Below are 24,607 nucleotides of genomic sequence, written 5' to 3' on the forward strand. Positions count from 1 at the left end.
GGAGTGGACGAGGTCAAATGAATTGGCATGAACTGAACCAAACCGATTTATTAAAAACAATGAATACATCGATAGGTGACGGACTGTCAGAAAAAGATGTACAAAAGCGGCTTGAAAAACACGGGCCTAATGAATTACAGGAAGGAAAAAAGGCGTCGGCTCTGATCATTTTTTTAGCACAGTTTAAAGATTTCATGGTGTTAATCTTGCTTGCAGCAACAATCATTTCTGCCTTTTTAGGAGAATACATTGATGCTGTTGCGATTGTAGCCATTGTTTTGATTAATGGTGTACTCGGCTTTTATCAAGAACGCCGGGCGGAGAAATCCCTTCAAGCATTAAAAGAATTATCAACTCCGCACGTGTATGCAAGGAGAAATAATGAATGGATCAAGATCCCGTCTAAACATCTCGTGCCAGGGGATATTGTGAAATTTTCAAGCGGAGACCGGATTGGGGCAGATATTAGATTACTAGAAACAAAGAGCTTAGAAATCGAGGAGTCCGCTCTCACTGGTGAGTCCATCCCAGCGGTCAAACACGCAAGTCCGATTTCAAGCAGCCATGTCTCGCTTGGAGATTTGACGAACATGGCCTTTATGGGGACGCTTGTTACTAGAGGCAGCGGCGTAGGGGTTGTCATTGGTACAGGGATGAATACGGCGATGGGACAAATTGCCGGCATGCTGGATGCAGCAGGTAATATGGAAACGCCGCTGCAAAGGCGTCTCGAGCAGCTTGGGAAAATTCTGATTGTGGCTGCTTTATTTTTAACAGTGCTCGTTGTGGTTCTCGGTGTTGTGCAAGGACATGAATTGTATCATATGTTCCTAGCGGGAGTATCTCTTGCTGTTGCGGCGATTCCAGAAGGACTGCCGGCGATTGTCACTGTCGCACTTTCCTTAGGGGTGCAGCGGATGATCAAACAGAAATCGATTGTCAGAAAGCTCCCGGCGGTGGAAACTCTTGGCTGCGCGTCAATCATTTGCTCAGATAAAACAGGAACGATGACGCAAAATAAAATGACCGTGACTCATGTATGGGCAGAGGGGAAAACGTGGAATATTTCTGGCACAGGCTACGAGCCATCCGGTGACTTTACCTTAAACGGAGAAATCGTCCATGCCGACAAGCACCCAAGCCTGCAAAAGGTGTTATTATACGGGGCGCTTTGTAATACATCGACCATCGTTGAAAAAGATGGAGAGATGAGGCTTGATGGCGATCCGACAGAGGGGGCGCTTCTTACCGCAGCACGTAAAGCGGGTTTTACAGAGCAATTCATTGAAGCTGGATTTCATGTCATTGAGGAGTTTCCTTTTGACTCAGAAAGAAAGATGATGTCAGTCGTCGTTGAAACGAATCAAAAAGAGCGGTATGTCATTGCAAAAGGTGCGCCGGATGTACTAATGAACCGTTCAAGTCATATCATGCACGGCGGACGCACAGCTTCTTTTTCAGCAACTCATAGGCAAGAAGCAGAAGCTGCGATTCAAGGGTTAGCAAGACAGGCGCTTAGAACCATTGCCATTGCGTATAAAAAAGTCGGTCTGACAGAAAAAATCACCTCTGTAAAGCAGGCTGAAACCGATTTAACATTTATCGGGTTAGAGGGTATGATCGATCCACCGCGTCCTGAAGTCAGACGAGCGATTAAAGAGTGCCGGGATGCCGGGATTAAAACGGTCATGATTACAGGCGACCACGTAGAAACGGCCAAAGCGATCGCCAAAGACTTGAGCCTTTTACCGAAGCAAGGACAGGTGCTCGACGGGAAAGCGCTTGATCAGATGAGCGACAAAGAGCTTGAGCAAACGGCTGAAAATGTATACGTCTTTGCCCGGGTTTCCCCTGAGCATAAACTGAGAATTGTCAAAGCCTATCAAAAAAATGGGCATGTTGTGGCGATGACAGGTGATGGGGTCAATGATGCGCCTGCCATTAAACAAGCAGATATCGGTATCTCCATGGGCATCACTGGAACAGACGTAGCCAAAGAAGCGTCTTCTCTTATTTTACTTGACGACAACTTTGCGACCATAAAATCCGCCATTAAAGAGGGCCGGAATATTTATGAAAACATTCGTAAGTTTGTCCGTTATTTGCTGGCATCAAATGTCGGAGAAATTTTGGTCATGCTGTTTGCGATGCTGCTCGCGCTGCCGCTGCCGCTCGTTCCTATACAAATCTTATGGGTAAACCTTGTCACAGATGGTCTGCCGGCTATGGCACTTGGCATGGATAAGCCAGAAGGCGATGTCATGAAGAGAAAGCCGCGGAATGTGAAAGAGGGCATTTTTGCTAGAGGGCTTGGCTGGAAGGTCATTTCAAGAGGCTTCCTCATCGGACTTGCGACCCTTTTGGCATTTATATTTGTGTATCACCGCGATCCAAACAACCTGCAATATGCGCAGACTGTCGCATTTAGTACGCTTGTTTTGGCGCAGCTCATTCATGTATTTGACTGCCGCAGTGAACGGTCCATTTTTGAACGTAATCCATTTGGGAACCTTTATTTGATCGGTGCGGTTTTGTCATCACTTTTGCTCATGCTTGTGGTCATTTATTACCCGCCGCTTCAGCCGATTTTCAAAACGGTCGCGGTTGCACCGATTGATTGGCTGCTGATCATCGGGATGTCTGCACTGCCAACTTTTTTACTGGCAGGATCACTTTTGACAAGAAAAAAATAATTGATTATGGTATAATTTTGAGGTAATAGTGTCTGCTATTACCTTTTTCATTTTATTAATATGAAAGAATTGGGTGTTTTGACATGATACGCAGTATGACGGGATTCGGCCAAGCGAGTAAAACGGATGGAGAACTGACAGTGTCAGTTGAGCTAAAATCGGTCAATCACCGTTTTAAAGAGGTTCATGCCCGTTTGCCGAGGCCGCTTTTATATTTCGAAGATACATTAAAAAAGATCATTCTTCGTCACGTGCAGCGCGGTAGAATTGAGCTGTTTGTCACGATTGAAGGCGGTAAACTAGCAAGCCGGTCCTTACAGATCGACTGGCCGCTGCTTGATGAATACATGAAAGCCGCAAAAGACCTCGAGGAACGCTATCACATTTCAGGCATTCAGCATGCACATGACTTACTGGGGCTGGAGCTTGCCGTTCAGGTGGAAGAGTCATCCAGCCGAAATGAACAGTTAGAGCAGCTGCTGATGGAAGCTTGCGAGGCTGCTGTCAAGGAGCTTTGCTTCATGAGAGAGCAAGAGGGGGCATCCCTTCAAAAAGACTGTGAACTGAGGCTTTCTGAACTAGAGGCCTATACAGAAGAAATCAAAGTCTTTGCACCAGAGGTTGTGAGTCAGTACAAAGAACGATTGAATCAGCGATTGCAAGAATGGATCGGAGAGGCGCTTGACGAGAGCAGACTAACAACTGAAGCTGCCATCTTTGCTGACCGGTGTGACATTACAGAAGAGATTACGAGATTAAAAAGTCATTTTCAGCAGTTTCAGCAAATCTTGCTGCAAGGCGGTGCTGCCGGCCGAAAACTTGACTTCCTTGTACAGGAGCTCAACCGTGAAGTGAACACCATTGGATCAAAAGCGAACCATCACCATTTAACAAAGCTGGTGGTTGAAATGAAAAGTGCTATTGAAAAAATAAAAGAACAAGTGCAAAATATAGAATAGTCATTGTGTATGCTGTTTACAGTGCGTCTCTTTCGGCGAGACTAGAGACGTTTATATTACAGGGGGACGAAAGAAGATGACCATAAAGTTGATCAATATCGGATTTGGAAACATCATTTCAGCGAATCGGATGATTTCGATCGTCAGTCCGGAATCAGCACCGATTAAACGAATGATACAAGACGCAAGAGATCGAGGCATGCTCATAGATGCTACATACGGAAGAAGAACCCGTGCTGTTGTCATTATGGACAGTGACCATGTCATCTTATCTGCCGTTCAGCCTGAGACTGTCGCGCAAAGACTTTCTGTAAAAGAAGAAATCATAGATGAAGGGCAGGGGTAATACGCCATTATGAAAGAAAGAGGACTTTTAATCGTTCTCTCTGGACCTTCGGGAGTTGGAAAAGGAACGGTCAGACAAGCCATTTTCTCCCAGGAAGATACGAAATTTGAATACTCTATTTCTGTGACGACACGCAAACCGCGTGAAGGTGAAAGAAATGGTGTCGATTATTTCTTTAAAACCAGGGAAGAATTTGAACATATGATTGAAAACAAAAAGCTGTTAGAATGGGCAGAGTACGTCGGGAATTACTACGGCACTCCTGTTGACTATGTAGAACAGACATTAAGCGAAGGAAAAGATGTTTTCCTTGAAATTGAAGTGCAAGGTGCACTTCAAGTAAGAGAAGCATTCCCGGAAGGTCTTTTTATTTTCCTTGCACCGCCTAGTCTTTCAGAACTTCAAAACCGCATCATTACACGCGGTACAGAGTCTGAGGAGCTCATTCGAAACCGAATGGCCGCTGCGAAAGAAGAAATTGAAATGATGGATGCTTACGACTATGTCGTTGAAAACGATGATGTCGAGCTTGCTTGTGAAAGAATCAAAGCGATCGTCCTTGCAGAACACCTGCGCAGAGACAGAGTCGCACCAAGATATAAAAAAATGCTGGGGGTAGAATAAACCATGTTAGATCCTTCAATTGACTCATTGATGAACAAACTTGATTCAAAATATACACTTGTAACAGTGTCGGCACGCCGTGCACGTGAAATGCAGATCCATCAAGATCAGCAGATTGAAAACACAAAGTCTTACAAATTCGTAGGCAAAGCACTAGAAGAAATCGACGCTGGTCTTTTGACATTTGAAAAAGAGGATCAAGAATAACACATCGCTTCTGCTATGCAGATACGATACGTTCAAAAAAGTCAAAACTATGATTGGTTTTGACTTTTTTGAATTGTAGACGAATTTGTGAAAAAGGCCGTTAAGGGGGACAAACAAATGTTACAGTCAAAAAATATTTTGCTCGGTGTTAGCGGAGGAATTGCCGTATATAAAGCAGCAGCACTTACTAGTAAACTCGTACAAGCAGGCGCAAATGTCAGAGTGATTATGACGGAATCTGCTCGTGAGTTTGTGTCTCCGCTTACCTTCCAAGCACTGTCTCGGCATGAGGTATATATAGATACATTCAAAGAAAACAATCCAAAAGTCATTGCGCATATTGACGTAGCTGACTGGGCCGATCTCATTCTTGTTGCCCCTGCAACAGCACATACGATTGGTAAAATGGCCGCTGGACTTGCAGATGATATGCTGACGACGACTTTGCTTGCTTCAACAGCGCCTGTATGGATCGCTCCAGCGATGAATGTGCATATGTACGATCACCCCGCTGTCAAACGGAACATTCGCACATTATATGAAGACGGCTACCGGTTTATTGAGCCAAGTGAAGGTTATTTAGCCTGCGGATACATTGGAAAAGGGCGATTAGAAGAGCCTGAAAAAATTGTGGAACACATCCGGGCTTTTTTTGAAGAGCCAAAAAGCTTACCGCTCTCAGGTAAAAAAGTCGTTGTGACAGCAGGTCCTACTCGTGAAGTCATCGATCCTGTCCGGTTCTTTACAAACCGTTCTAGTGGAAAAATGGGCTATGCGATTGCAGAGGCTGCTCAGCAAATGGGGGCAGATGTGACGCTGATTTCTGGACCTGTTTCTTTAACTGAACCTGACCATGTGCATGTAGTGCACGTTGAATCAGCTGAAGAGATGTATCAAGCTGCGCTAGATGTATACGGAGAAGCTGATCTTGTTATTAAATCAGCAGCTGTCGCCGATTACACCCCTGTCACGACATATGCTCATAAAATGAAAAAACAGGACGGCACACTGGACATTGAATTCACCAGGACAAAAGATATTTTAAAAGAGCTGGGGAAAAGAAAAGAGCATCAAGTGCTGATCGGATTTGCAGCTGAAACGCAGGATGTAGAATATTATGCGAAAAAGAAAATTGAATCCAAGCATCTAGATATGATTGTGGCCAATAACGTCACTAAAGAAGGTGCAGGATTTGGCACAGATACCAATGTGGCAGCGATCATCAAAGAAGATGGAACGAAAAAAGAGCTGCCGATAATGAGCAAAAAAGACCTCGCTTTTGAAATTTTAAAGGAGGCAATACAGCTGCTTCCGGAAGAGCGTGATCGCGCATGATTGCTGAAGTCATCGTAGATGTCACAACGAAAGCCATTGACCGGCCATTTGATTACCGTGTGCCAGATCGATTCAAAGATCTCGTCAAAGCGGGAATGAGGGTGGTCGTTCCCTTTGGCCCGCGGAAGATTCAAGGGTTTGTGACAAAAGTCAAAGAGGAAACAGACATCAAGACAGGAAGCATCAAAGAGATAGTCGATTTATTTGATTTATCACCTGTTCTGACAGATGAGCTACTGGAGCTTTCCCACTGGCTGACGGAAAAAACATTGTCCTATCATATTACGGCACTTCAATCGATGCTGCCCGCAGCCATGAAGGCAAAGTATGAAAAAGAAATACAGGTGCTATCAGAGGAAGAACTTCCGCAGTCATTGAAAGAGCTTTTCGGTCAGCGAGAGAGCATTCTTTATGCTGACATCCCGGCTGAACAATTAAAACAGATTCAAAAGCATGTCCAAAAAGGTCATCTAGAGGTGAGATACCATGTCTCGCAAAAATCTGGAAAGAAAAAGGTCCGCATACTCCAGTTGGCTGTATCGAAAGAAAAACTTGAAGAAAAGCAGCAGCAGCTAAAGAAAAATGCGGTAAAACAAAAGGCACTGATTTCTTACTTGCTTCAAACGGGAGAGACAACCTTTTTAGCGAAAGACTTGCAGCAGCAAACAGGCGCGAGTTCTCAAACGCTTAAAACCTTTATTCAAGAAGGGCTGTTAACAGAAAGCTATGAAGAGGTCTACCGGGATCCTTACCGTGACCGGGAGTTTACACCATCTGCATCACTTGATCTCACGCCTGAGCAAAGAGAGGCGGCAAAACATATTCATCAAGCGGTCAGTGAGGATCAGCACGAAACCTTTTTGCTGCACGGAGTGACAGGAAGCGGCAAAACGGAGATTTACTTGCAGACAATTGATCATGTTCTTCAAAAAGGGAAAGAAGCGATCGTTTTAGTTCCTGAAATCTCGTTAACCCCTCAAATGGTGCAGCGATTTAAAGAACGATTTGGCTCAAATGTGGCTGTTCTTCACAGCGGCTTATCGACAGGAGAAAAATATGATGAATGGCGGAAAATCCATCGCAAGGAAGTCAAGCTTGTCGTTGGTGCAAGATCTGCTGTTTTCGCTCCATTTGAAAATTTAGGCATGATTATTATAGATGAAGAGCACGAATCCTCTTATAAACAAGAAGAAATGCCTCGTTACCATGCCAAGGATGTCGCCATTGAACGAGCAGTGCGGCATCAATGTCCAGTCGTATTAGGCAGTGCAACACCTTCACTTGAAACCTATGCACGTGCGAAAAAAGGCGTCTATACATTGCTGTCGCTCAAGCACCGCGTCAACCAGCAGCAGCTGCCGCACGTTTCGTTAATTGATATGAGAGAAGAACTAAGAAATGGCAACCGCTCCATGTTCTCAGAAGAATTAATGATCAGGTTAAAGGAAGTGCTTGAAAGAAAAGAACAAGCCGTTTTATTTCTGAACAAAAGAGGCTATTCATCCTTTGTGATGTGCCGTGATTGCGGATATGTGGAGCAATGTCCTCATTGCGAAATTTCTCTCACCTATCACCGCTATCAAAAACGGCTGAAGTGCCATTATTGTGGTCACGAAGCTCCAGTACCTTCTGAATGTCCAGAATGTCACAGTGAGCATATTCGCTACTTTGGGACTGGCACGCAGCGAGTAGAAGAAGAACTGACAAAGGTGTTGCCTGAGGCGCGTGTGATCCGAATGGATGTGGATACAACGTCTCGTAAAGGTTCTCACGAAAAGCTTCTTACGTCTTTTGGCAATAAAGAAGCGGACATTTTGCTCGGGACGCAGATGATTGCAAAGGGGCTGGATTTCCCAGATGTCACACTTGTTGGTGTTCTCAGTGCGGATACATCCCTTCACATCCCTGATTTTCGTTCAAGTGAAAAAACATTTCAGCTTCTCACGCAGGTCAGCGGCAGGGCAGGGCGCCATGAAAAAGCGGGCTCGGTTATTATTCAATCGTATACGCCTTCTCACTATAGTATTGAATTAACGAAGCAGCATGACTACGAAGCCTTTTATGAACAGGAGATGCTGCATCGCCGCCACCAGTCCTATCCGCCTTATTACTTTTTGGCGATGGTGACAGTGTCACACGAAGAAGTGACGAAGGCAGCACATGTCACTGATCAAATTGTCCAGTTCCTAAAAATGAACTGTGCACCGAATACTCGAATCCTTGGTCCGGCCGCATCGCCAATCGCTAAGATCAAAGATAGATATCGGTATCAATGCGTGATAAAATACAAAAGGGAAAATGAACTGGCAAGTTTACTACGGAAAATACAAGACCATTATCAAAAGGAAATGGAACAAAAACAATTGATGATTTCAATAGATATGAATCCATATATGATGATGTAAAACGGAGGGCTGTAAGTGGCAGTAAAACCAATAGTCATACATCCGGCAGAAGTGCTTGAACAAAAGACAGAGCGCGTCGAGACGTTCGATAAAAAGCTTAAAAAACTGCTGGATGATATGTATGATACAATGCTTGAGCTGGATGGAGTTGGACTAGCAGCACCACAAATCGGTATTTCAAAAAGAATCGCTGTTGTAGATATCGGAGAAGAATCTGGCAGAATTGACTTAGTGAACCCCGAGGTGCTTGAAGTAGAAGGAAGCCAGACAGATATTGAAGGCTGCCTGAGTTTTCCATCTTTATACGGCACTGTAGAAAGACCGAACTATGTGAAGGTAAAAGCCTTTGATAAGAAAGGCAAACCATTTACAATAGAAGCAGACGGATTTTTAGCAAGAGCCTTATTGCACGAAATTGATCATTTAGACGGCATTTTATTTACGTCAAAAATCATTGAAACCTATACAGAAAAAGAACTTGCGGAAATGGAAGGGTGAAGAAAATGGCACGTATCGTATTTATGGGAACCCCTGATTTCTCAGTACCTGTGCTGCAAACACTGATAACAGAAGGATACGAAGTGGTAGGGGTCGTCACACAGCCAGACCGCCCGAAAGGAAGAAAGCGAGTGCTCACACCGCCCCCTGTGAAAGTGGAAGCCTTAAAGCACGGCATTCCTGTGTTGCAGCCTGAAAAGGTGCGCCTTGATGAAGAAATTGATAAGGTGCTTGCATTACAGCCAGATTTAATCGTCACAGCGGCATTTGGACAAATTTTACCAAAGCGACTACTCGATGAACCTAAGTTTGGCTGTATCAATGTTCATGCCTCGCTCCTGCCAGAACTAAGAGGCGGCGCGCCGATTCATTATGCGATCCTTCAAGGCAAAAAGAAAACAGGCGTTACGATCATGTACATGGTGGAAAGGCTCGATGCAGGTGACATGATCAGTAAAGTAGAAGTTGAAATCGATGAATTAGACAATGTTGGAACACTGCATGACAAATTAAGTACAGCTGGTGCCGCACTGCTAAAAGATACGGTGCCAAATGTTCTGAGCGGGTCTATTTCTCCGATTCCGCAAAATGAAGAAGCGGCCACATACGCACCAAACATTAAGCGGGAGCAAGAAAGGTTAGACTGGACAAAAACCGGTGAAGAGCTTTACAACCAAGTTCGCGGGCTAAATCCATGGCCAGTTGCCTATACTGAATGGAACGGCGCTCATCTAAAAGTATGGGAAGCGAAAAAGGTTCCGCTGCAAGCGCAAGAAGAACCTGGGAAAGTGATTGAGCTTCAAAAAGAAGGTCCGGTCATTGGAACGGGGAATGAGCAAGGCCTTTTATTAACAGGTGTGCAGCCAGCTGGTAAGAAAAAAATGAGCGGCGAAGACTTCTTAAGAGGCGCAAATATCGAAATTGGACAGAAATTAGGGTTAATGAATGAAGAAAAGTAATGTGAGAGAAGTAGCGCTGGACGCTTTAATCAAACTCGAACAAAATCAAGCTTACAGTAATTTGCTTCTGCAGTCAGTCATGAAAGATAAAGACTTAGCTGATCAGGACAAACCGCTGTTAACAGAGCTTGTATATGGTACACTGCAGAATAAGCTGGCATTAGATTATATGCTGACGCCCTTTGTGAAAAAACCGCAAAAGGTCGCTCCATGGGTGATGCAGCTTTTGCGGATGTCTCTTTATCAAATGGTGTACCTTGAAAAAATACCAGATCGTGCAGCCATTCATGAAGCTGTCGAGCTAACGAAAAAGCGCGGGCACAAAGGCATTTCTTCACTTGTGAACGGTGTTCTTCGTTCCGTGCAAAGAGAAGGCGTTCCGTCATTTGATGCGATCAAAGATCCCGTAAAGCGGCTGTCCATTGAGACAAGCCACCCATTGTGGCTTGTGCAGGAGTGGGTTCAGGCGTACGGGTTTGAAGCGGCAGAAAGCATGTGCCGCATTCATTTAGTTCCGCCAAAGCAAACCCTTCGCGTCAATCGAATGAAAACTGACCGCACGGCACTGCAGCAAAAACTAATGGATGCAGGCATCGAAACGGAGCTTGGCGATTTATCTGAAGATGCACTTAAGCTCATGAAAGGGTCCATCGTCTCAACCCCTTCTTTTCAAGAAGGCTATGTGACGATACAAGACGAAAGCTCGATGCTTGTCGCAAGAGCGCTTGACCCTCAGCCAGGAGAAACGGTGCTTGACGCCTGTGCGGCTCCTGGCGGAAAATCAACACATATTGCAGAACGCATGAATGGTGAGGGCAAAATTGTTTCACTTGATTTACATGAACATAAAGTGAAACTCATTAAACAAGCAGCAAAACGTCTGAACCTTACTCACATTGAGGCAAAAGCACTTGATGCAAGGAAAGCGGCAGACTATTACAGCGAAGCTTCGTTTGACCGTATTCTCATTGATGCACCGTGTTCCGGTTTTGGCGTCATTAGACGAAAACCAGATATGAAATATACAAAGTCACAAGAAGACTCAGCAAGGCTTGCAGCTATCCAGCAGGCCATTTTAAAGGAAGCGGCCCCGCTTTTAAAACCGGGCGGAACCCTTGTATACAGTACATGTACAATGGACCCAACAGAAAATCAACAAGTGATTCATGCGTTTTTACAAGAACACCAAGACTTCGAACCCGATCTATCTCTTAATGAACGGCTGCCTGAGCAGGTTGCTCCGTTTGTTCAAAACGGAAGTGTACAAATTCTTCCTCATTATTTCGGAACAGATGGTTTCTTTATTTGCAGCATGAGAAAGAAGGGATAAAAAATGACAGAACAAAAAGTAAGAAAAGAACTGAAGACAGAAATGCCGTCGATCTACTCATTTGAGCTTCACGAAATGAAAGAATGGTTAAAAGAACAAGGCGAAAAGCCTTTCCGCGCAGCTCAAATTTTCGAGTGGCTTTATGAGAAACGTGTGACATCCTTTGACGATATGTCTAACCTTTCAAAGGATTTAAGAGAAAAATTAAAAAATCAATTTGCGATCACTACATTAAAAACCGTGATCAAACAAACGTCTCAAGACGGAACGATCAAGTTTTTATTTGAATTACATGATGGCTATACGATTGAAACAGTACTGATGCGCCACGAATACGGAAACTCTGTCTGTGTTACAACTCAGGTTGGCTGCCGAATTGGCTGTACATTCTGTGCATCTACACTTGGCGGGTTAAAACGAAACCTTGAAGCAGGAGAAATCGTTGCTCAAGTATTGAAAGTGCAGCAGGCACTTGACGAAACAGATGAGAGAGTCAGCTCGGTTGTCATCATGGGAATTGGCGAACCGTTTGATAACTTTGACGAAATGCTTGCCTTCCTTAAAATCATCAACCATGACAACGGCTTAAATATTGGCGCGCGTCATATTACAGTGTCGACAAGCGGAATCATTCCAAAGATCTATCAATTCGCTGATGAGCAAATGCAAATCAATTTTGCTGTCTCTCTGCATGCACCGAACACAGAGATCAGAAGCCGTCTGATGCCGATCAATAAAGCATATAAGCTGCCAAAATTAATGGAAGCCATTGAATACTACATTCAAAAAACGGGGAGACGTGTCAGCTTTGAATACGGCCTGTTTGGCGGAGTAAATGATCAAGTTCATCATGCAGAAGAGCTTGCAGACTTATTAAAAGGAATCAAGTGCCACGTGAACCTCATTCCGGTGAACTATGTACCGGAAAGGGATTATGTAAGAACACCGAGAGAACAAATCTTCCTATTTGAAAAAACGCTGAAAGAACGCGGCGTAAACGTAACAATTAGACGAGAGCAAGGCCATGATATTGATGCTGCTTGCGGTCAGCTAAGAGCGAAGGAGCGTCAGGAAGAGACGAGGTGACGAATGTTGATAAGGGCAGCCTTTCAAACCGATACAGGAAAAGTCCGTCAGCATAATGAAGATGATGCAGGTATTTTTGAAGCAAAAGAAGACACCCTTCTAGCTGTTGTAGCAGATGGAATGGGAGGTCATCTTGCTGGTGATGTCGCCAGCAGGATGGCCGTCTCTTCTTTAAAAGAATACTGGGAAGAAACATCTTCAATCCCAGCAAAACCAGCAGAGCAAGAAAGCTGGTTAATCTCAAAAATTAGTGACATTAATGATCAAGTATATGAACATGCGAAAAACAATGAGGAGTGCCAAGGAATGGGGACAACCATTGTTTGTGCGCTCGTTCATTTGCAAACGGTCACAATTGCCCATATTGGTGACAGCCGCTGCTACTTGCTAAGAGAAGGAGCACTGACCCAGCTAACAGATGACCATTCACTCGTAAATGAGCTTGTGAAAACAGGTGAAATTTCTAAAGAGGATGCAGAATATCATCCAAGAAAAAATGTGCTTACGAAAGCATTAGGAACAGATAAACACGTTCAAATCGATGCACATACCTTTGAAGTGGACCCAGGAGATCAAATCCTGCTTTGCTCAGATGGTTTATCAAATAAAGTAGAAGAAGAGAATTTGATTCATATTTTAAACCAAACGACCGCACCAGATGAAAAAGTAACAGCATTAATCCAAACAGCGAATGACAACGGCGGTGAAGATAACATTACAGCAGTATTGTTAGAAATCTCCTCCCAGCCAGAGGAGGGTGACAGCAAGTGTTGATCGGAAAACGGATCAGCGGCCGTTATCAGATTCTTCGCGTCATAGGCGGAGGCGGAATGGCAAACGTTTATTTGGCGGAGGATATGATTTTAGATCGCGAAGTCGCGATTAAAATTTTGCGCTTTGACTTTGCAAGCGATGATGATTTTATTAGACGTTTCCGGCGTGAGGCGCAGTCAGCCGCAAGTTTAGATCATTCAAATATTGTCAGCATCTACGATGTAGGGGAAGAAGATGACATTTATTATATTGTCATGGAATATGTCGAAGGGATGACGCTGAAAGAATACATACATGCCAATGGCCCGCTTCATCCGAAAGAAGCCGTTCGCATTATGGAGCAAGTGGTTGCGGCAATGGAAGAAGCCCATGCAAAGCAGCTCGTCCACCGGGACATTAAGCCTCACAATATATTAATAGACAACATGGGGAATATTAAAGTCACTGATTTTGGGATTGCCATTGCACTCAGCTCAGCGACCATCACCCACACAAATTCGGTTCTAGGATCCGTGCACTATTTGTCTCCAGAGCAAGCCCGCGGAGGTCTTGCGACGAAAAAGTCAGACATCTATTCACTTGGAATTGTGCTCTATGAACTCATTTCTGGACGCATGCCATTTGAAGGGGAATCAGCTGTCAGTGTTGCGCTGAAGCATTTGCAATCAGAGCCGCCATCTGTAAGAAGGTGGAATCCTTCTGTTCCACAAAGCGTGGAAAACATCATTTTAAAGGCAATGGCCAAAGATCCATTTTATCGATATGAAGATGCATCTGAAATGCAAAAAGATCTGCAAACTGCTTTCGACCCTTCAAGACTAAAAGAAAAACGCTTTGTCATTGAAGAGGATCATGAAGCAACGAAAGCGATCCCAATCATTCAAGATCATCAAGTCGATGAAGACAATGAAAAAACAGCTGTCCATCCGGTGCAAAAACAGAAGAAAAAAGAAAAACAAAAGCCGAAAAAGAAACGAAAAAAATGGCCGTGGGTTGTGGCATCCATCCTGTTTATTCTAACTGCTGCGACCATTTTAGCCATCACTGTGTTTCCCGGACTGCTCTTTCCAAAAGATGTTGAGGTCTCTGATGTATCTGGCATGACGATTGAAAAAGCAGAGGACACCTTGAAGAAAGCCGGCTTTACCGTCGCCTCTGAACCAATAGAGATCGCTGATGAGAAAATTGAAAAAGGGCTTGTCGTCAAAACAGACCCGAAAATCGGCACAAAGGTAAAAGAAGGCACCGAGATTCAGCTTTACCAAAGTTCGGGCAAGGAAAAGACCGAATTACCTGATGTAACAGGTGAAAAGGTCGATAAAGCAAAAGAATTACTAGAGAAAAAAGGGTTTAAGCAAGTTGTTGTGGAGGAAGTAAATGATAATGACACCGAATCTGGGATTGTCATGGAACAGAAACCTTCAGCGAGTACTGAGCTTGTGGCAGCAGATGAAGAAGTGACGTTGACGGTCAGCATAGGTCCTGCCGATATTACTTTGCGGGATTTAACGACATATAGTAAACAGGCTGCATCGAATTATTTAGAGGATAACGGATTAAAGCTTGATGAAAAAGAAGCGTATTCTGATGATGTACCAAAAGGTGAGGTCATGAAGCAGGAGCCAGGAGCAGGTACTGCTGTGAAACCAGGGGATACGGTTAAGATCACCTTCTCACTCGGACCGAAGAAAAAACCTGCTAAAACGGTAACTGAAAAGATTGCCATCCCGTATGAGCCAGTCACTGAAGGGCAAGAGATGACCGTTCAGATTTCCATTGACGATGCTGAGCATAGCATTTCTGATTCATATGAAACCTTTAACATCACTGCACCAACTGAACGGACCATTAAATTTAAGATTGAACCAGGTCAAAAAGGATACTATCAAGTGACGGTTGATGATAAAGTCGTAAGCTCTAAAACAATCGAATACCCTGACGATGAATAAAGGAGGGACTTTATGCCTGAGGGCAAAATTATTAAAGCATTAAGCGGATTTTATTATGTGCTCGATGAGTCTCTAGAAAGTGGAAAAGTGATTCAGTGCAGAGCGAGAGGCATTTTTCGAAAAAACAAAATCACACCTCTAGTTGGAGATTATGTCGTATATCAAGCGGATAACGATAAAGAAGGCTATTTATTAGAAGTAAAAGAGCGGACAAACGAACTTGTTCGTCCGCCTATTAGTAACGTCGATCAAGCGGTGCTCGTTTTCTCTGCGACAGAACCGACCTTTAGCACATCGCTTTTAGACAGATTTCTAGTGCTGGTGGAAGCAAATGATATTAAGCCGATTATCTGTATCACAAAAATGGACTTATTGAAAACAGATGAAGAGCGTGAAAGTATTCAAGGCTATGCAGAGGACTATCGGCAAATTGGATATGATGTTCATGTAACATCCACGATCGAGGGAGACGGAATTGAAAAGCTGACCCCGCATTTTCACAATAAAATCACTGTATTTGCCGGTCAGTCTGGTGTAGGTAAGTCCTCCCTTTTAAATGCGATGAGTCCTGATTTGGCGCTGAAAACCAATGATATTTCCTCTCATCTTGGAAGGGGGAAGCATACGACAAGACATGTCGAACTCATTCGTACAGCAGAAGGGCTCATTGCAGATACACCTGGCTTTAGCTCGCTCGAATTTACCGGCATCGAAGCGGAAGATTTAGGCCTTTACTTTTTAGAAATCAAAGAGCGGAGTGCAGATTGTAAGTTTAGAGGCTGTCTGCACGTGAAAGAGCCTGGCTGTGCGGTAAAAGGCGCGGTCGAACAAGAGCAAATCAGAGCGTATCGCTATCAGCATTATTTAGAGTTTTTAACTGAAATCAAAGACAGAAAGCCGAGGTACTAACTCATGGTTTATATTGCCCCTTCCATTTTATCAGCAGATTTCGCCAATTTGGAGAAAGATATCCGTGATGTGGAACAAGGCGGAGCGGATTACATTCATATCGACGTGATGGACGGCCATTTTGTACCGAATATTACATTTGGGCCGAATGTTGTGGAAGCAATCAGACCGAATACAAAGCTGCCGCTCGATGTTCACTTAATGATTGAGCAGCCAGACCGGTATATTCCTGCATTCGCAAAAGCAGGTGCTGACATTATTTCTGTCCATGTAGAGGCTTGTCCGCACTTGCACCGCACGATACAGCACATAAAAGAACAAGGTGTAAAAGCAGGTGTCGTCTTGAACCCGCACACACCTGTTTCCCAGATTGAGCATGTATTAGAGGATGTAGACCTTGTCTTATTCATGACGGTGAATCCTGGTTTTGGCGGACAGGCGTTCATTCCCTCTGTCCTCACGAAGGTAAAAGAAGTGAAGACCCTTAGCGAACAAAAGGGCTTATCAGACTTACTCATAGAAATAGACGGCGGTGTCAATGTAGAGACTGCAAAGAGCTGTAAAGAGGCGGGCGCTAACTTACTTGTGGCCGGCTCAGCGGTATACGGTAAAAACAACCGTGCAGCAGCCATTCAGGCCATTCGAGAAGCGTAAAAAAAGGAACCAAAGTCACTATGATCTTTGGTTCTTTTTACATGGAGAGGAGCGTATATCATGCACATACATATCGTAGCCGGCGGTCCTTTTGAATACATCCCGCCCCTTGAACAGGAAGCATCACAGGACGATATTCTCTGGGTCGGTGTAGACCGGGGGACGCTTTTTTTACTAGAGCACGGTATCATGCCTGCCAAGGCTTTTGGTGATTTTGACAGTGTGACAGAAGAAGAGCTTTGTGAGCTGAAAAAGAAATTGCCTGCCTTGAATGTATTTCAGGCTGAAAAGGATGAAACCGATTTAGAGCTTGCGCTGAACTGGGCCATGCGCCAGCACCCAGCGCATATTCACATCTACGGCATTACAGGAGGAAGGGCTGATCACTTTCTAGGAAATATTCACCTTCTATATCAAGGCATTCAGCACAAGCAGAACATCACTCTTATAGATAAGCAAAATATCATTCAAATGTTTGGACCTGGTACATACGAAATAAAAGAAGACCCGGATAAAAAATATGTGTCGTTCCTGCCCTTTGGTACATCGGTTGAAAAGCTGACATTAAAAGGTTTCAAATATCCTCTGAAAAATTGTCATATTGAGCCTGGTTCCACACTATGTATTAGTAACGAACTCATCCACTCAAATGGTACTTTTTCTTTTCATGAAGGCATATTAATAATGGTAAGAAGCAAAGATTGACCAACCTATCAATGTGGATGGCTGATTAAGCTCAATTGTGCTGCAAGCGGTACTTTTAGGAGGGGGACAAAATGAAATTTTATACAATCAAACTGCCTAGATTTCTTGGCGGCATTGTCCGTGCGATGCTTGGTTCATTTAAAAAAGATTAATGAGTAATCTCCTTTATTTCCACATAAAAACGCCTGCTACAGTTTATTGTAGCAGGCGTTTACTCTTGCTTATACACGCTCAACTTTACCAGATTTCAAAGCTCGAGCTGATACATATACTCTTTTAGGCTTACCGTCCACTAGAATACGAACTTTTTGAAGGTTCGCGCCCCATGTACGTTTTGTAGAGTTCATTGCGTGAGAACGGTTGTTCCCAGCTTTTGTTTTTCTGCCTGTAATAACGCATTTACGTGCCATTTGTTTCCCTCCTAACTGCGAAAACATCATCATATTCTTCATATACGTACTTAGAGATGCCTCAAGATACTTTAATAATTTACCACAGCTTCAAGGGGTTTGCAAGGATTGTTTACTCCTCTTTCAAGAAAAATACCTTGACATCTTGATAAAAAATCAAGGCTATAGTATAAGTAGGATTGGGTCGGATTGAATGATTTCTTTTAAAAAGAAGGGTCTTATAGTAAAATAGTGATAACTCAGGGCAATTTCTCAAAAAGGGGGAACCAATGTGTCCATTGAACTTAGAACGAAATACGGACAAATTGATATATCAAATGAAGTCATTGCAATGGTGGCAGGAGGCGCTGCGATCGATTGCTATGGTATTGTTGGCATGGCGTCCAAAAATCAAATCAAGGACGGCTTGACGGATATTCTCCGCAAAGAGAACTTCAGCCGGGGTGTTCTTGTGCGTCAAAAAGAAGACCGCATTCATATTGATATGTACATCATCGTCAGCTACGGTACAAAAATATCAGAAGTCGCACATAATGTTCAAACGAAAGTCAAATACACGATTTCTCACACAATTGGACTTTCTGTTGACTCGGTCAACATTTATGTACAAGGAGTAAAAGTTACGAACCCGTAGTAAGGAGGAAATATATTGTCTATTAGAAATCTTGATGGCCGTTCATTTGCAAAAATGATTCTTGCAGGTGCTCACCATCTTTCTCAAAACGCACAAATTGTTGATGCGTTAAATGTTTTTCCAGTGCCAGACGGAGACACGGGGACAAATATGAATTTGTCGATGACTTCAGGGGCCAAAGCAGTTGAAGAAACAAACACCGATCATATTGGGAAGGTCGGCGTGGCCCTGTCAAAAGGGTTATTGATGGGTGCAAGAGGAAACTCAGGCGTGATCCTGTCACAGCTCTTCAGAGGTTTCAGTAAACATATTGAACAAAAAGAAACGATTGATGCAAAAGAATTTGCTCTTGCCTTACAGGCGGGTGTTGATACAGCATATAAAGCCGTGATGAAACCGATTGAAGGAACGATCTTAACAGTTGCAAAGGATGCAGCAAAGAAAGCGGTTGCTGTTTCGGCAGCAGAGGATCAAATTGACCGCGTTTTAGAGTTAACGATTGAGGAAGCAAGAGCATCACTTGATCGAACGCCAGATCTGCTTCCTGTCTTAAAAGAAGTGGGTGTTGTCGATAGTGGAGGTAAAGGACTTCTATGCGTATATGAAGGTTTCCTTGCTTCATTAAGAGGAGAAGAGCTTCCTCCTAAAGCGGCTTCTTTACCTACGCTAAAAGAACTCGTTAGTGCTGAGCATCATAAAAGTGCGCAAAGCCACATGAACACAGAAGATATCGAATTTGGCTACTGTACTGAATTTATGGTGAAATTTGAAGAAGACAAACAGTCCTTTGATGAGAATGCCTTCAGAGAAGACTTAAGTGAATTCGGAGATTCACTTCTTGTGGTGTCTGACGATACACTGGCGAAAGTTCATATTCATGCAGAGCAGCCAGGAGATGTCTTATCCTATGCACAGCGCTACGGCAGCTTAATTAATATGAAAATAGAAAACATGAGAGAGCAGCATAGCTCAATCGTGAACGAAGAAAGAGAACATGTGCCTGCTGCACCAAAAGCACCTGCTGCTGAAAAACAGCGCTTTGGCGTCGTCAGTGTCGCAATGGGAGAAGGAATTGCTGACTTGTTCAAAAGCATCGGAGCTTCCGTCGTCATTGAAGGCGGACAGACGATGAATCCGAGCACAGAAGACATTGTCACAGCAATAGAAAGCGTACATGCCGAAACCGTCTTTATCTTACCTAATAATTCTAATATTGTCATGGCAGCTAAACAGGCGGCAACTGTCTCAAACCGTGAGGTCGTTGTCATTCCGACGAAGACCGTTCCTCAAGGAATGTCGGCACTTCTTTCTCTCAATGAAGCAGCTTCAAATGAAGACAACGAAAGAGCGATGCTAGAAGCGATTGACCATGTGAAAAGCGGGCAAATTACCTTTGCAGTGAGAGATACTCAAATTGATGGCATCGACATTGCGAAAGGTGACTATATGGGTCTGTTCAACGGGAAAATCACATTAACAGCGAAAAATCAATTAGATGCAGCAAAAGAACTTCTCACCAAAATGGTGACAGAAGATGATGAGATTGTCACCATCATTAAAGGGGAAGATGCATCATCTGATGAGCTGGATGCACTGCAAGCCTTTATTGAAGAAACATTTGAAGATGTAGAAGTTGAAGTCCACGATGGAAAACAGCCGCTTTATTCATATATTTTGGCGGTTGAATAACGAAAGAAGGGCAAATAAAGCCCTTCTTCTTCTTTTGCAATTTTTTACTAGCCATTCCACGGTGAAATGAGTTGCGGGAAACGAATGAATCCATTAGTCTAAAGAAAGAACCAAACCATACGCGAGTGGTGATGAGAGGGGAAGACCTATGAAATTTAGAAGTGTGTTTGATATTATTGGACCTGTCATGATTGGGCCATCAAGTTCGCACACAGCGGGTGCGGCTCGTATAGGGAGAGTAGCTCGCAGCTTATTTGGAAGAGAACCGAAACGAATTGTCGTTTCATTTTATGGTTCTTTTAAAGATACGTATAAAGGACACGGTACAGATGTCGCCATTATTGGCGGTGTTCTTGACTTTGATACATTTGATGAACGAATCAAAACAGCGATCGATATCGCAAAAAGCAAAGAGATCGACATTGAATTTAAAGAAGAAGAGGCGGTGCCGGCGCATCCGAATACAGCAAAAGTAGAGATTTCAGATGCGAACGGAAGCCTTGAATTAATCGGCATTTCCATCGGCGGAGGTAAAATTGAAATCACAGAATTAAATGGATTTGAGCTCAGGCTTTCAGGGAATCATCCTGCCATTCTTGTGGTTCATAACGATCGCTACGGGACGATTGCGGCAGTTGCCAATGTCTTAGCGAAATTCGCCATCAACATCGGTCATATGGAAGTGGCGCGTAAAGATGTCGGGCAAGAGGCACTGATGACGATTGAAGTGGATCAAAATATTGACCCAGCTGTCCTATCAGAGCTTGAAACGCTGCCAAACATTATTCAAGTCACACAAATTGCAGAGTAACAACAAGGAGGTTATGAATGATGTTTAAAAACGTCAAAGAACTCGTGCAGCTAACAGAAGAACGGAATACCTCCATTTCAGAAATTATGATTGTGCAAGAAATGGAAGTGACAGGGAAGTCACGTGAAGAAATTTTCTCCCAAATGTACCGCAACCTAGAAGTGATGGAGCAGGCCGTTGAAAACGGGCTGAAGGGTGTGAAATCATTATCAGGCTTAACAGGCGGAGATGCAGTCAAACTTCAAGCCTATATCGCATCAGGCAAAACACTGTCTGGTCATACGATATTAGATGCTGTCAGTAAGGCTGTTGCAACAAATGAAGTCAATGCCGCAATGGGCACCATTTGTGCAACGCCTACAGCAGGCTCAGCAGGTGTTGTACCAGGTACGTTATTTGCAGTAAAAGAAACATTAAAGCCAACAAAGGAACAAATGGTCAGATTCCTATTTACTTCTGGCGCATTTGGCTTTGTTGTGGCCAATAACGCCAGCATTTCCGGTGCAGCAGGCGGTTGTCAGGCAGAGGTAGGTTCTGCATCAGGTATGGCGGCAGCAGCGATTGTCGAGATGGCAGGCGGTACACCGCAGCAATCTGCAGAAGCGATGGCGATTACACTGAAAAATATGCTTGGACTTGTTTGCGATCCAGTAGCGGGACTTGTCGAGGTACCTTGCGTGAAACGAAACGCAATGGGTGCATCTAACGCCATGATCGCAGCAGACATGGCTCTTGCCGGCATCACTAGCCGCATTCCTTGTGATGAAGTCATTGATGCGATGTACAAAATCGGTCAAACGATGCCAACAGCTCTTCGCGAAACTGCACAAGGTGGTCTCGCTGCGACACCGACAGCAAGAGAGCTTGAAAAGAAGATTTTCGGAGGTGTGACCTCATCCCGTGATACAGAAACTGCAAGATAATGTCTCTGTCCTGAAGGGGATTGGAGAGGAAACCGAAAAAACACTCAATGAACTTGGAATCTACACAGTAGCCGATTTACTCGGCTACTTTCCTTATCGATATGACGACTATGAGCTTCGTAACTTAGAAGAAGTCAAACATGACGAACGTGTCACAGTTGAAGGAAAAGTACATAGTGAGCCCGTTCTCACCTATTATGGAAAAAAACGAAGCAGGCTGACATTCAGGCTGCTTGTCGGGCGTTTTCTCATTACAGCGATTTGTTTCAATCGCCCATATTTAAAACGAAGCCTTGTGTTAGGTGATACAGTTTCCGTTACAGGAAAATGGGATAAAAACCGTCAATCTATCATGGTGCAGGAATTTAAAAAAGGGACGCACGAGCAAGATGGCAGTATAGAGCCCGTTTATTCAGTAAAAGAAAATGTGACTGTGAAAATGATGAGACGCTTTGTAAAGCAGGCCTTGTCACTTTATGCAGACAAAGCTGAAGATCCATTGCCAAAACAGCTTGTCTCTGCCTATAAACTCATGTCCTATCAGGAAGCATTAAAAACCATCCATCTTCCAGAAACAAGAGACTCGCTCAAGCAAGCAAGACGCCGTTTTGTGTACGAGGAATTTCTCATTTTTCAGCTGAAGATGCAGGCGATTAGAAAGAAAGAACGAGAGAGAACATCAGGCATCCAGCATCCGTTTTCTAAAGAGGCTGTTTTTGAGTTTGTTAACAGTTTGCCATTTCCGCTGACAAAGGCACAATCAAGAGTGCTTGATGAAATCATGTCGGACATGGCGTCTCCATATCGAATGAACCGGCTGCTTCAAGGAGATGTAGGTTCAGGGAAAACAGCTGTTGCAGCCATTGCGCTTTATGCCGCTCATTTATCAGGTTTTCAAGGTGCATTAATGGTCCCAACAGAAATTTTGGCAGAGCAGCATGCCGATTCACTTTACCAGCTGTTTGAAAAATGGGGGCTGAATATTGCCCTTTTGACAAGCTCTGTGAAAGGAAAGCGACGCAGAGAATTGCTTGAACGTTTAAAAGAAGGCGAGATTGACATATTAGTCGGCACGCACGCACTCATTCAAGACGAAGTCGAATTTCAGCAGCTCGGTCTTGTCATCACAGATGAGCAGCACCGGTTTGGCGTAGAGCAGCGGAAAAAACTGCGAAGTAAAGGGCAGGACCCAGATGTCTTATTTATGACGGCCACACCTATTCCGCGAACACTTGCGATCACTGTCTTTGGAGAAATGGACGTATCCGTCATTGATGAATTGCCAGCTGGCAGAAAACAAATCGAAACGTATTGGGTGAAGCATGACATGCTTGAGAGAATTCTTGCTTTTGTGGATAAAGAGCTGAGAAAAGGAAGACAGGCATATATCATTTGTCCGCTCATTGAAGAATCAGACAAGCTGGATGTGCAAAATGCGCTTGATGTCCATAGCATGCTCACTGTGGCATACCGCGGCAAGTGGTCAATCGGCTTAATGCATGGGAAGCTGGCAAGTGATGAAAAAGATCAGGTCATGAGAGCCTTTACCGCAAATGAAGTACAAATTCTCGTTTCAACCACAGTCGTTGAAGTTGGGGTCAACGTACCGAATGCAACCATCATGGTCATTTATGATGCAGACCGCTTCGGACTGTCTCAGCTTCATCAGCTAAGAGGCCGGGTCGGACGAGGAGAACATCAATCATTTTGTATTTTAATGGCTGATCCGAAGTCAGAAACGGGGAAAGAGCGGATGCGGATCATGTCCGAAACAACCGATGGCTTTGAGCTGTCTGAAAAGGACTTAGAACTAAGAGGACCCGGCGATTTCTTCGGTAAAAAACAAAGCGGGATGCCAGAATTTAAGGTAGCAGATATGGTTCACGACTATAGAGCGCTGGAAACGGCTAGAAAAGATGCAGCAGACCTTGTCCAATCGGACGCCTTTTGGACTGATCGCGAATACAAAGAACTTCGGCAAACCCTGATAGACAGCGGTGTGCTGGGAGGAGATAAATTAAGCTGATCAAACGCTGGAGGAATTTTCTTGTCTTTTTGAAACAAGGATTGATTTATCATCTATGAGATTATATACTACTATTAGTACCTAGTCATAAATGTACGGATGGTGTCTGCATATGAAACTAAATAAAAAAGAACGTCAAAAGCTTCTCCAGCAAACGATCAGCTCGACTCCATTCATTACTGATGAAGAATTGGCAAGTAAATTCGGTGTCAGCATACAAACGGTTCGTCTTGATCGTTTAGAGCTGTCGATCCCTGAATTACGCGAAAGAATTAAGCATGTGGCCGAAAAGACATTAGAGGATGAAGTAAAGTCACTTCCACTGGATGAAGTGATTGGAGAAATGATTGATGTAGAACTTGATGACCAAGCCATTTCCATTTTAGAAGTGAGAAAAGAGCATGTATTCAGCCGAAACCAAATTGCCAGGGGACATCATCTCTTCGCCCAGGCAAATTCGCTGGCAGTTGCCGTCATTGACGATGAACTGGCTTTGACTGCAAAAGCGAATATCAGGTTTACAAGGCAGGTGAAACAAGGCGAAAGAGTCGTCTCTAAAGCCAAAGTAGCCTCACATGATAAAGAAAAAGGAAGAACCGTAGTTGAAGTAAACAGCTATGTTGGTGAGGAAGTTGTCTTCTCAGGTGACTTCGTCATGTATCGCTCAAAACAAAAGTAAAA

The 24,607-nt window shown here is 43.9% G+C and carries 24 protein-coding genes; 23 read left to right on the forward strand and 1 reads right to left on the reverse strand.

Annotated elements, in window-relative coordinates; translation table 11 throughout:
• The first annotated feature begins 17 nt into the window (after window positions 1-17).
• From MHB67_RS07510 to spoVM, 17 genes are all read left to right on the forward strand, one after another.
• A complete protein-coding gene (locus tag MHB67_RS07510; protein ID WP_342492874.1) occupies window positions 18-2,693 on the forward strand; it encodes a calcium-translocating P-type ATPase, SERCA-type in 2,676 nt (891 codons plus the stop codon).
• An 83-nt stretch (window positions 2,694-2,776) separates the two neighbouring features.
• A complete protein-coding gene (locus MHB67_RS07515; RefSeq protein WP_252058018.1) occupies window positions 2,777-3,652 on the forward strand; it encodes a YicC/YloC family endoribonuclease in 876 nt (291 codons plus the stop codon).
• A 76-nt stretch (window positions 3,653-3,728) separates the two neighbouring features.
• Window positions 3,729-3,998, forward strand: a complete 270-nt coding sequence (gene remA / locus MHB67_RS07520) for an extracellular matrix/biofilm regulator RemA (protein ID WP_008344898.1) — start codon at window positions 3,729-3,731, stop codon at window positions 3,996-3,998.
• A 9-nt stretch (window positions 3,999-4,007) separates the two neighbouring features.
• Window positions 4,008-4,622: a guanylate kinase gene (gene gmk, locus MHB67_RS07525; RefSeq protein ID WP_024424214.1), complete on the forward strand. Its 615-nt coding sequence runs from the start codon at window positions 4,008-4,010 to the stop codon at window positions 4,620-4,622.
• A 3-nt stretch (window positions 4,623-4,625) separates the two neighbouring features.
• Window positions 4,626-4,829: a DNA-directed RNA polymerase subunit omega gene (gene rpoZ, locus MHB67_RS07530; protein WP_003211647.1), complete on the forward strand. Its 204-nt coding sequence runs from the start codon at window positions 4,626-4,628 to the stop codon at window positions 4,827-4,829.
• A 117-nt stretch (window positions 4,830-4,946) separates the two neighbouring features.
• Complete coding sequence (gene coaBC / locus MHB67_RS07535) at window positions 4,947-6,164, forward strand: bifunctional phosphopantothenoylcysteine decarboxylase/phosphopantothenate--cysteine ligase CoaBC (protein ID WP_212048378.1); 1,218 nt, start codon at window positions 4,947-4,949, stop codon at window positions 6,162-6,164.
• Window positions 6,161-8,569: a primosomal protein N' gene (gene priA / locus MHB67_RS07540; RefSeq protein ID WP_103132557.1), complete on the forward strand. Its 2,409-nt coding sequence runs from the start codon at window positions 6,161-6,163 to the stop codon at window positions 8,567-8,569. Before coaBC ends, priA begins: the two co-directional genes overlap by 4 nt.
• 15 nt (window positions 8,570-8,584) lie before the next feature.
• Window positions 8,585-9,067, forward strand: coding sequence for a peptide deformylase (gene def, locus MHB67_RS07545; RefSeq protein ID WP_025092560.1), 483 nt, complete (start codon window positions 8,585-8,587; stop codon window positions 9,065-9,067).
• 5 nt (window positions 9,068-9,072) lie between these two features.
• On the forward strand, window positions 9,073-10,026 hold the full coding sequence (fmt, locus tag MHB67_RS07550) for a methionyl-tRNA formyltransferase (protein WP_103132556.1): 954 nt from the start codon (window positions 9,073-9,075) through the stop codon (window positions 10,024-10,026).
• On the forward strand, window positions 10,013-11,356 hold the full coding sequence (gene rsmB, locus MHB67_RS07555; RefSeq protein ID WP_342492875.1) for a 16S rRNA (cytosine(967)-C(5))-methyltransferase RsmB: 1,344 nt from the start codon (window positions 10,013-10,015) through the stop codon (window positions 11,354-11,356). Before fmt ends, rsmB begins: the two co-directional genes overlap by 14 nt.
• A 3-nt stretch (window positions 11,357-11,359) precedes the next feature.
• Window positions 11,360-12,442 carry a 23S rRNA (adenine(2503)-C(2))-methyltransferase RlmN gene (gene rlmN, locus MHB67_RS07560; protein ID WP_024424208.1) on the forward strand — a complete coding sequence of 361 codons (1,083 nt, stop codon included), beginning with the start codon at window positions 11,360-11,362 and terminating at the stop codon, window positions 12,440-12,442.
• A gap of 3 nt (window positions 12,443-12,445) precedes the next feature.
• On the forward strand, window positions 12,446-13,216 hold the full coding sequence (locus MHB67_RS07565) for a Stp1/IreP family PP2C-type Ser/Thr phosphatase (RefSeq protein ID WP_029706534.1): 771 nt from the start codon (window positions 12,446-12,448) through the stop codon (window positions 13,214-13,216).
• On the forward strand, window positions 13,210-15,165 hold the full coding sequence (pknB, locus tag MHB67_RS07570; RefSeq protein WP_212048384.1) for a Stk1 family PASTA domain-containing Ser/Thr kinase: 1,956 nt from the start codon (window positions 13,210-13,212) through the stop codon (window positions 15,163-15,165). The genes MHB67_RS07565 and pknB overlap by 7 nt, the downstream gene beginning before the upstream one ends.
• A gap of 12 nt (window positions 15,166-15,177) precedes the next feature.
• Window positions 15,178-16,074: a ribosome small subunit-dependent GTPase A gene (gene rsgA / locus MHB67_RS07575; protein WP_024424205.1), complete on the forward strand. Its 897-nt coding sequence runs from the start codon at window positions 15,178-15,180 to the stop codon at window positions 16,072-16,074.
• A 3-nt stretch (window positions 16,075-16,077) separates the two neighbouring features.
• Window positions 16,078-16,728 carry a ribulose-phosphate 3-epimerase gene (gene rpe / locus MHB67_RS07580; protein ID WP_212048386.1) on the forward strand — a complete coding sequence of 217 codons (651 nt, stop codon included), beginning with the start codon at window positions 16,078-16,080 and terminating at the stop codon, window positions 16,726-16,728.
• Window positions 16,729-16,788: 60 nt separating this feature from the next.
• Complete coding sequence (locus MHB67_RS07585) at window positions 16,789-17,433, forward strand: thiamine diphosphokinase (RefSeq protein ID WP_087978873.1); 645 nt, start codon at window positions 16,789-16,791, stop codon at window positions 17,431-17,433.
• A 71-nt stretch (window positions 17,434-17,504) separates the two neighbouring features.
• On the forward strand, window positions 17,505-17,585 hold the full coding sequence (spoVM, locus tag MHB67_RS07590; protein ID WP_008354550.1) for a stage V sporulation protein SpoVM: 81 nt from the start codon (window positions 17,505-17,507) through the stop codon (window positions 17,583-17,585).
• 69 nt (window positions 17,586-17,654) lie between these two features.
• Here the strand turns inward: spoVM and rpmB are convergent, their stop codons facing one another.
• Window positions 17,655-17,843, reverse strand: coding sequence for a 50S ribosomal protein L28 (gene rpmB / locus MHB67_RS07595; protein ID WP_003212514.1), 189 nt, complete (start codon window positions 17,841-17,843; stop codon window positions 17,655-17,657).
• Window positions 17,844-18,114: 271 nt separating this feature from the next.
• On the opposite strand from rpmB, the gene MHB67_RS07600 reads away from it, so the two are divergent.
• From MHB67_RS07600 to fapR, 6 genes are all read left to right on the forward strand, one after another.
• The gene (locus tag MHB67_RS07600; protein ID WP_048239670.1) at window positions 18,115-18,477 is read left to right on the forward strand and encodes an Asp23/Gls24 family envelope stress response protein; all 363 of its coding nucleotides are present in this window, start codon (window positions 18,115-18,117) and stop codon (window positions 18,475-18,477) included.
• A gap of 15 nt (window positions 18,478-18,492) precedes the next feature.
• On the forward strand, window positions 18,493-20,166 hold the full coding sequence (locus tag MHB67_RS07605) for a DAK2 domain-containing protein (protein ID WP_044330686.1): 1,674 nt from the start codon (window positions 18,493-18,495) through the stop codon (window positions 20,164-20,166).
• A gap of 148 nt (window positions 20,167-20,314) precedes the next feature.
• Window positions 20,315-20,977 carry an L-serine ammonia-lyase, iron-sulfur-dependent subunit beta gene (sdaAB, locus tag MHB67_RS07610; RefSeq protein WP_024424201.1) on the forward strand — a complete coding sequence of 221 codons (663 nt, stop codon included), beginning with the start codon at window positions 20,315-20,317 and terminating at the stop codon, window positions 20,975-20,977.
• Window positions 20,978-20,997: 20 nt separating this feature from the next.
• A complete protein-coding gene (gene sdaAA, locus MHB67_RS07615; protein ID WP_024424200.1) occupies window positions 20,998-21,900 on the forward strand; it encodes an L-serine ammonia-lyase, iron-sulfur-dependent, subunit alpha in 903 nt (300 codons plus the stop codon).
• Window positions 21,878-23,926: an ATP-dependent DNA helicase RecG gene (gene recG / locus MHB67_RS07620; protein ID WP_212048388.1), complete on the forward strand. Its 2,049-nt coding sequence runs from the start codon at window positions 21,878-21,880 to the stop codon at window positions 23,924-23,926. The genes sdaAA and recG overlap by 23 nt, the downstream gene beginning before the upstream one ends.
• Before the next feature lie 112 nt (window positions 23,927-24,038).
• A complete protein-coding gene (gene fapR / locus MHB67_RS07625; protein WP_024424199.1) occupies window positions 24,039-24,605 on the forward strand; it encodes a transcription factor FapR in 567 nt (188 codons plus the stop codon).
• Window positions 24,606-24,607: the final 2 nt, after the last annotated feature.

This window comes from Bacillus sp. FSL H8-0516 (genome assembly GCF_038635285.1).
Classification (GTDB): domain Bacteria; phylum Bacillota; class Bacilli; order Bacillales; family Bacillaceae; genus Bacillus; species Bacillus safensis.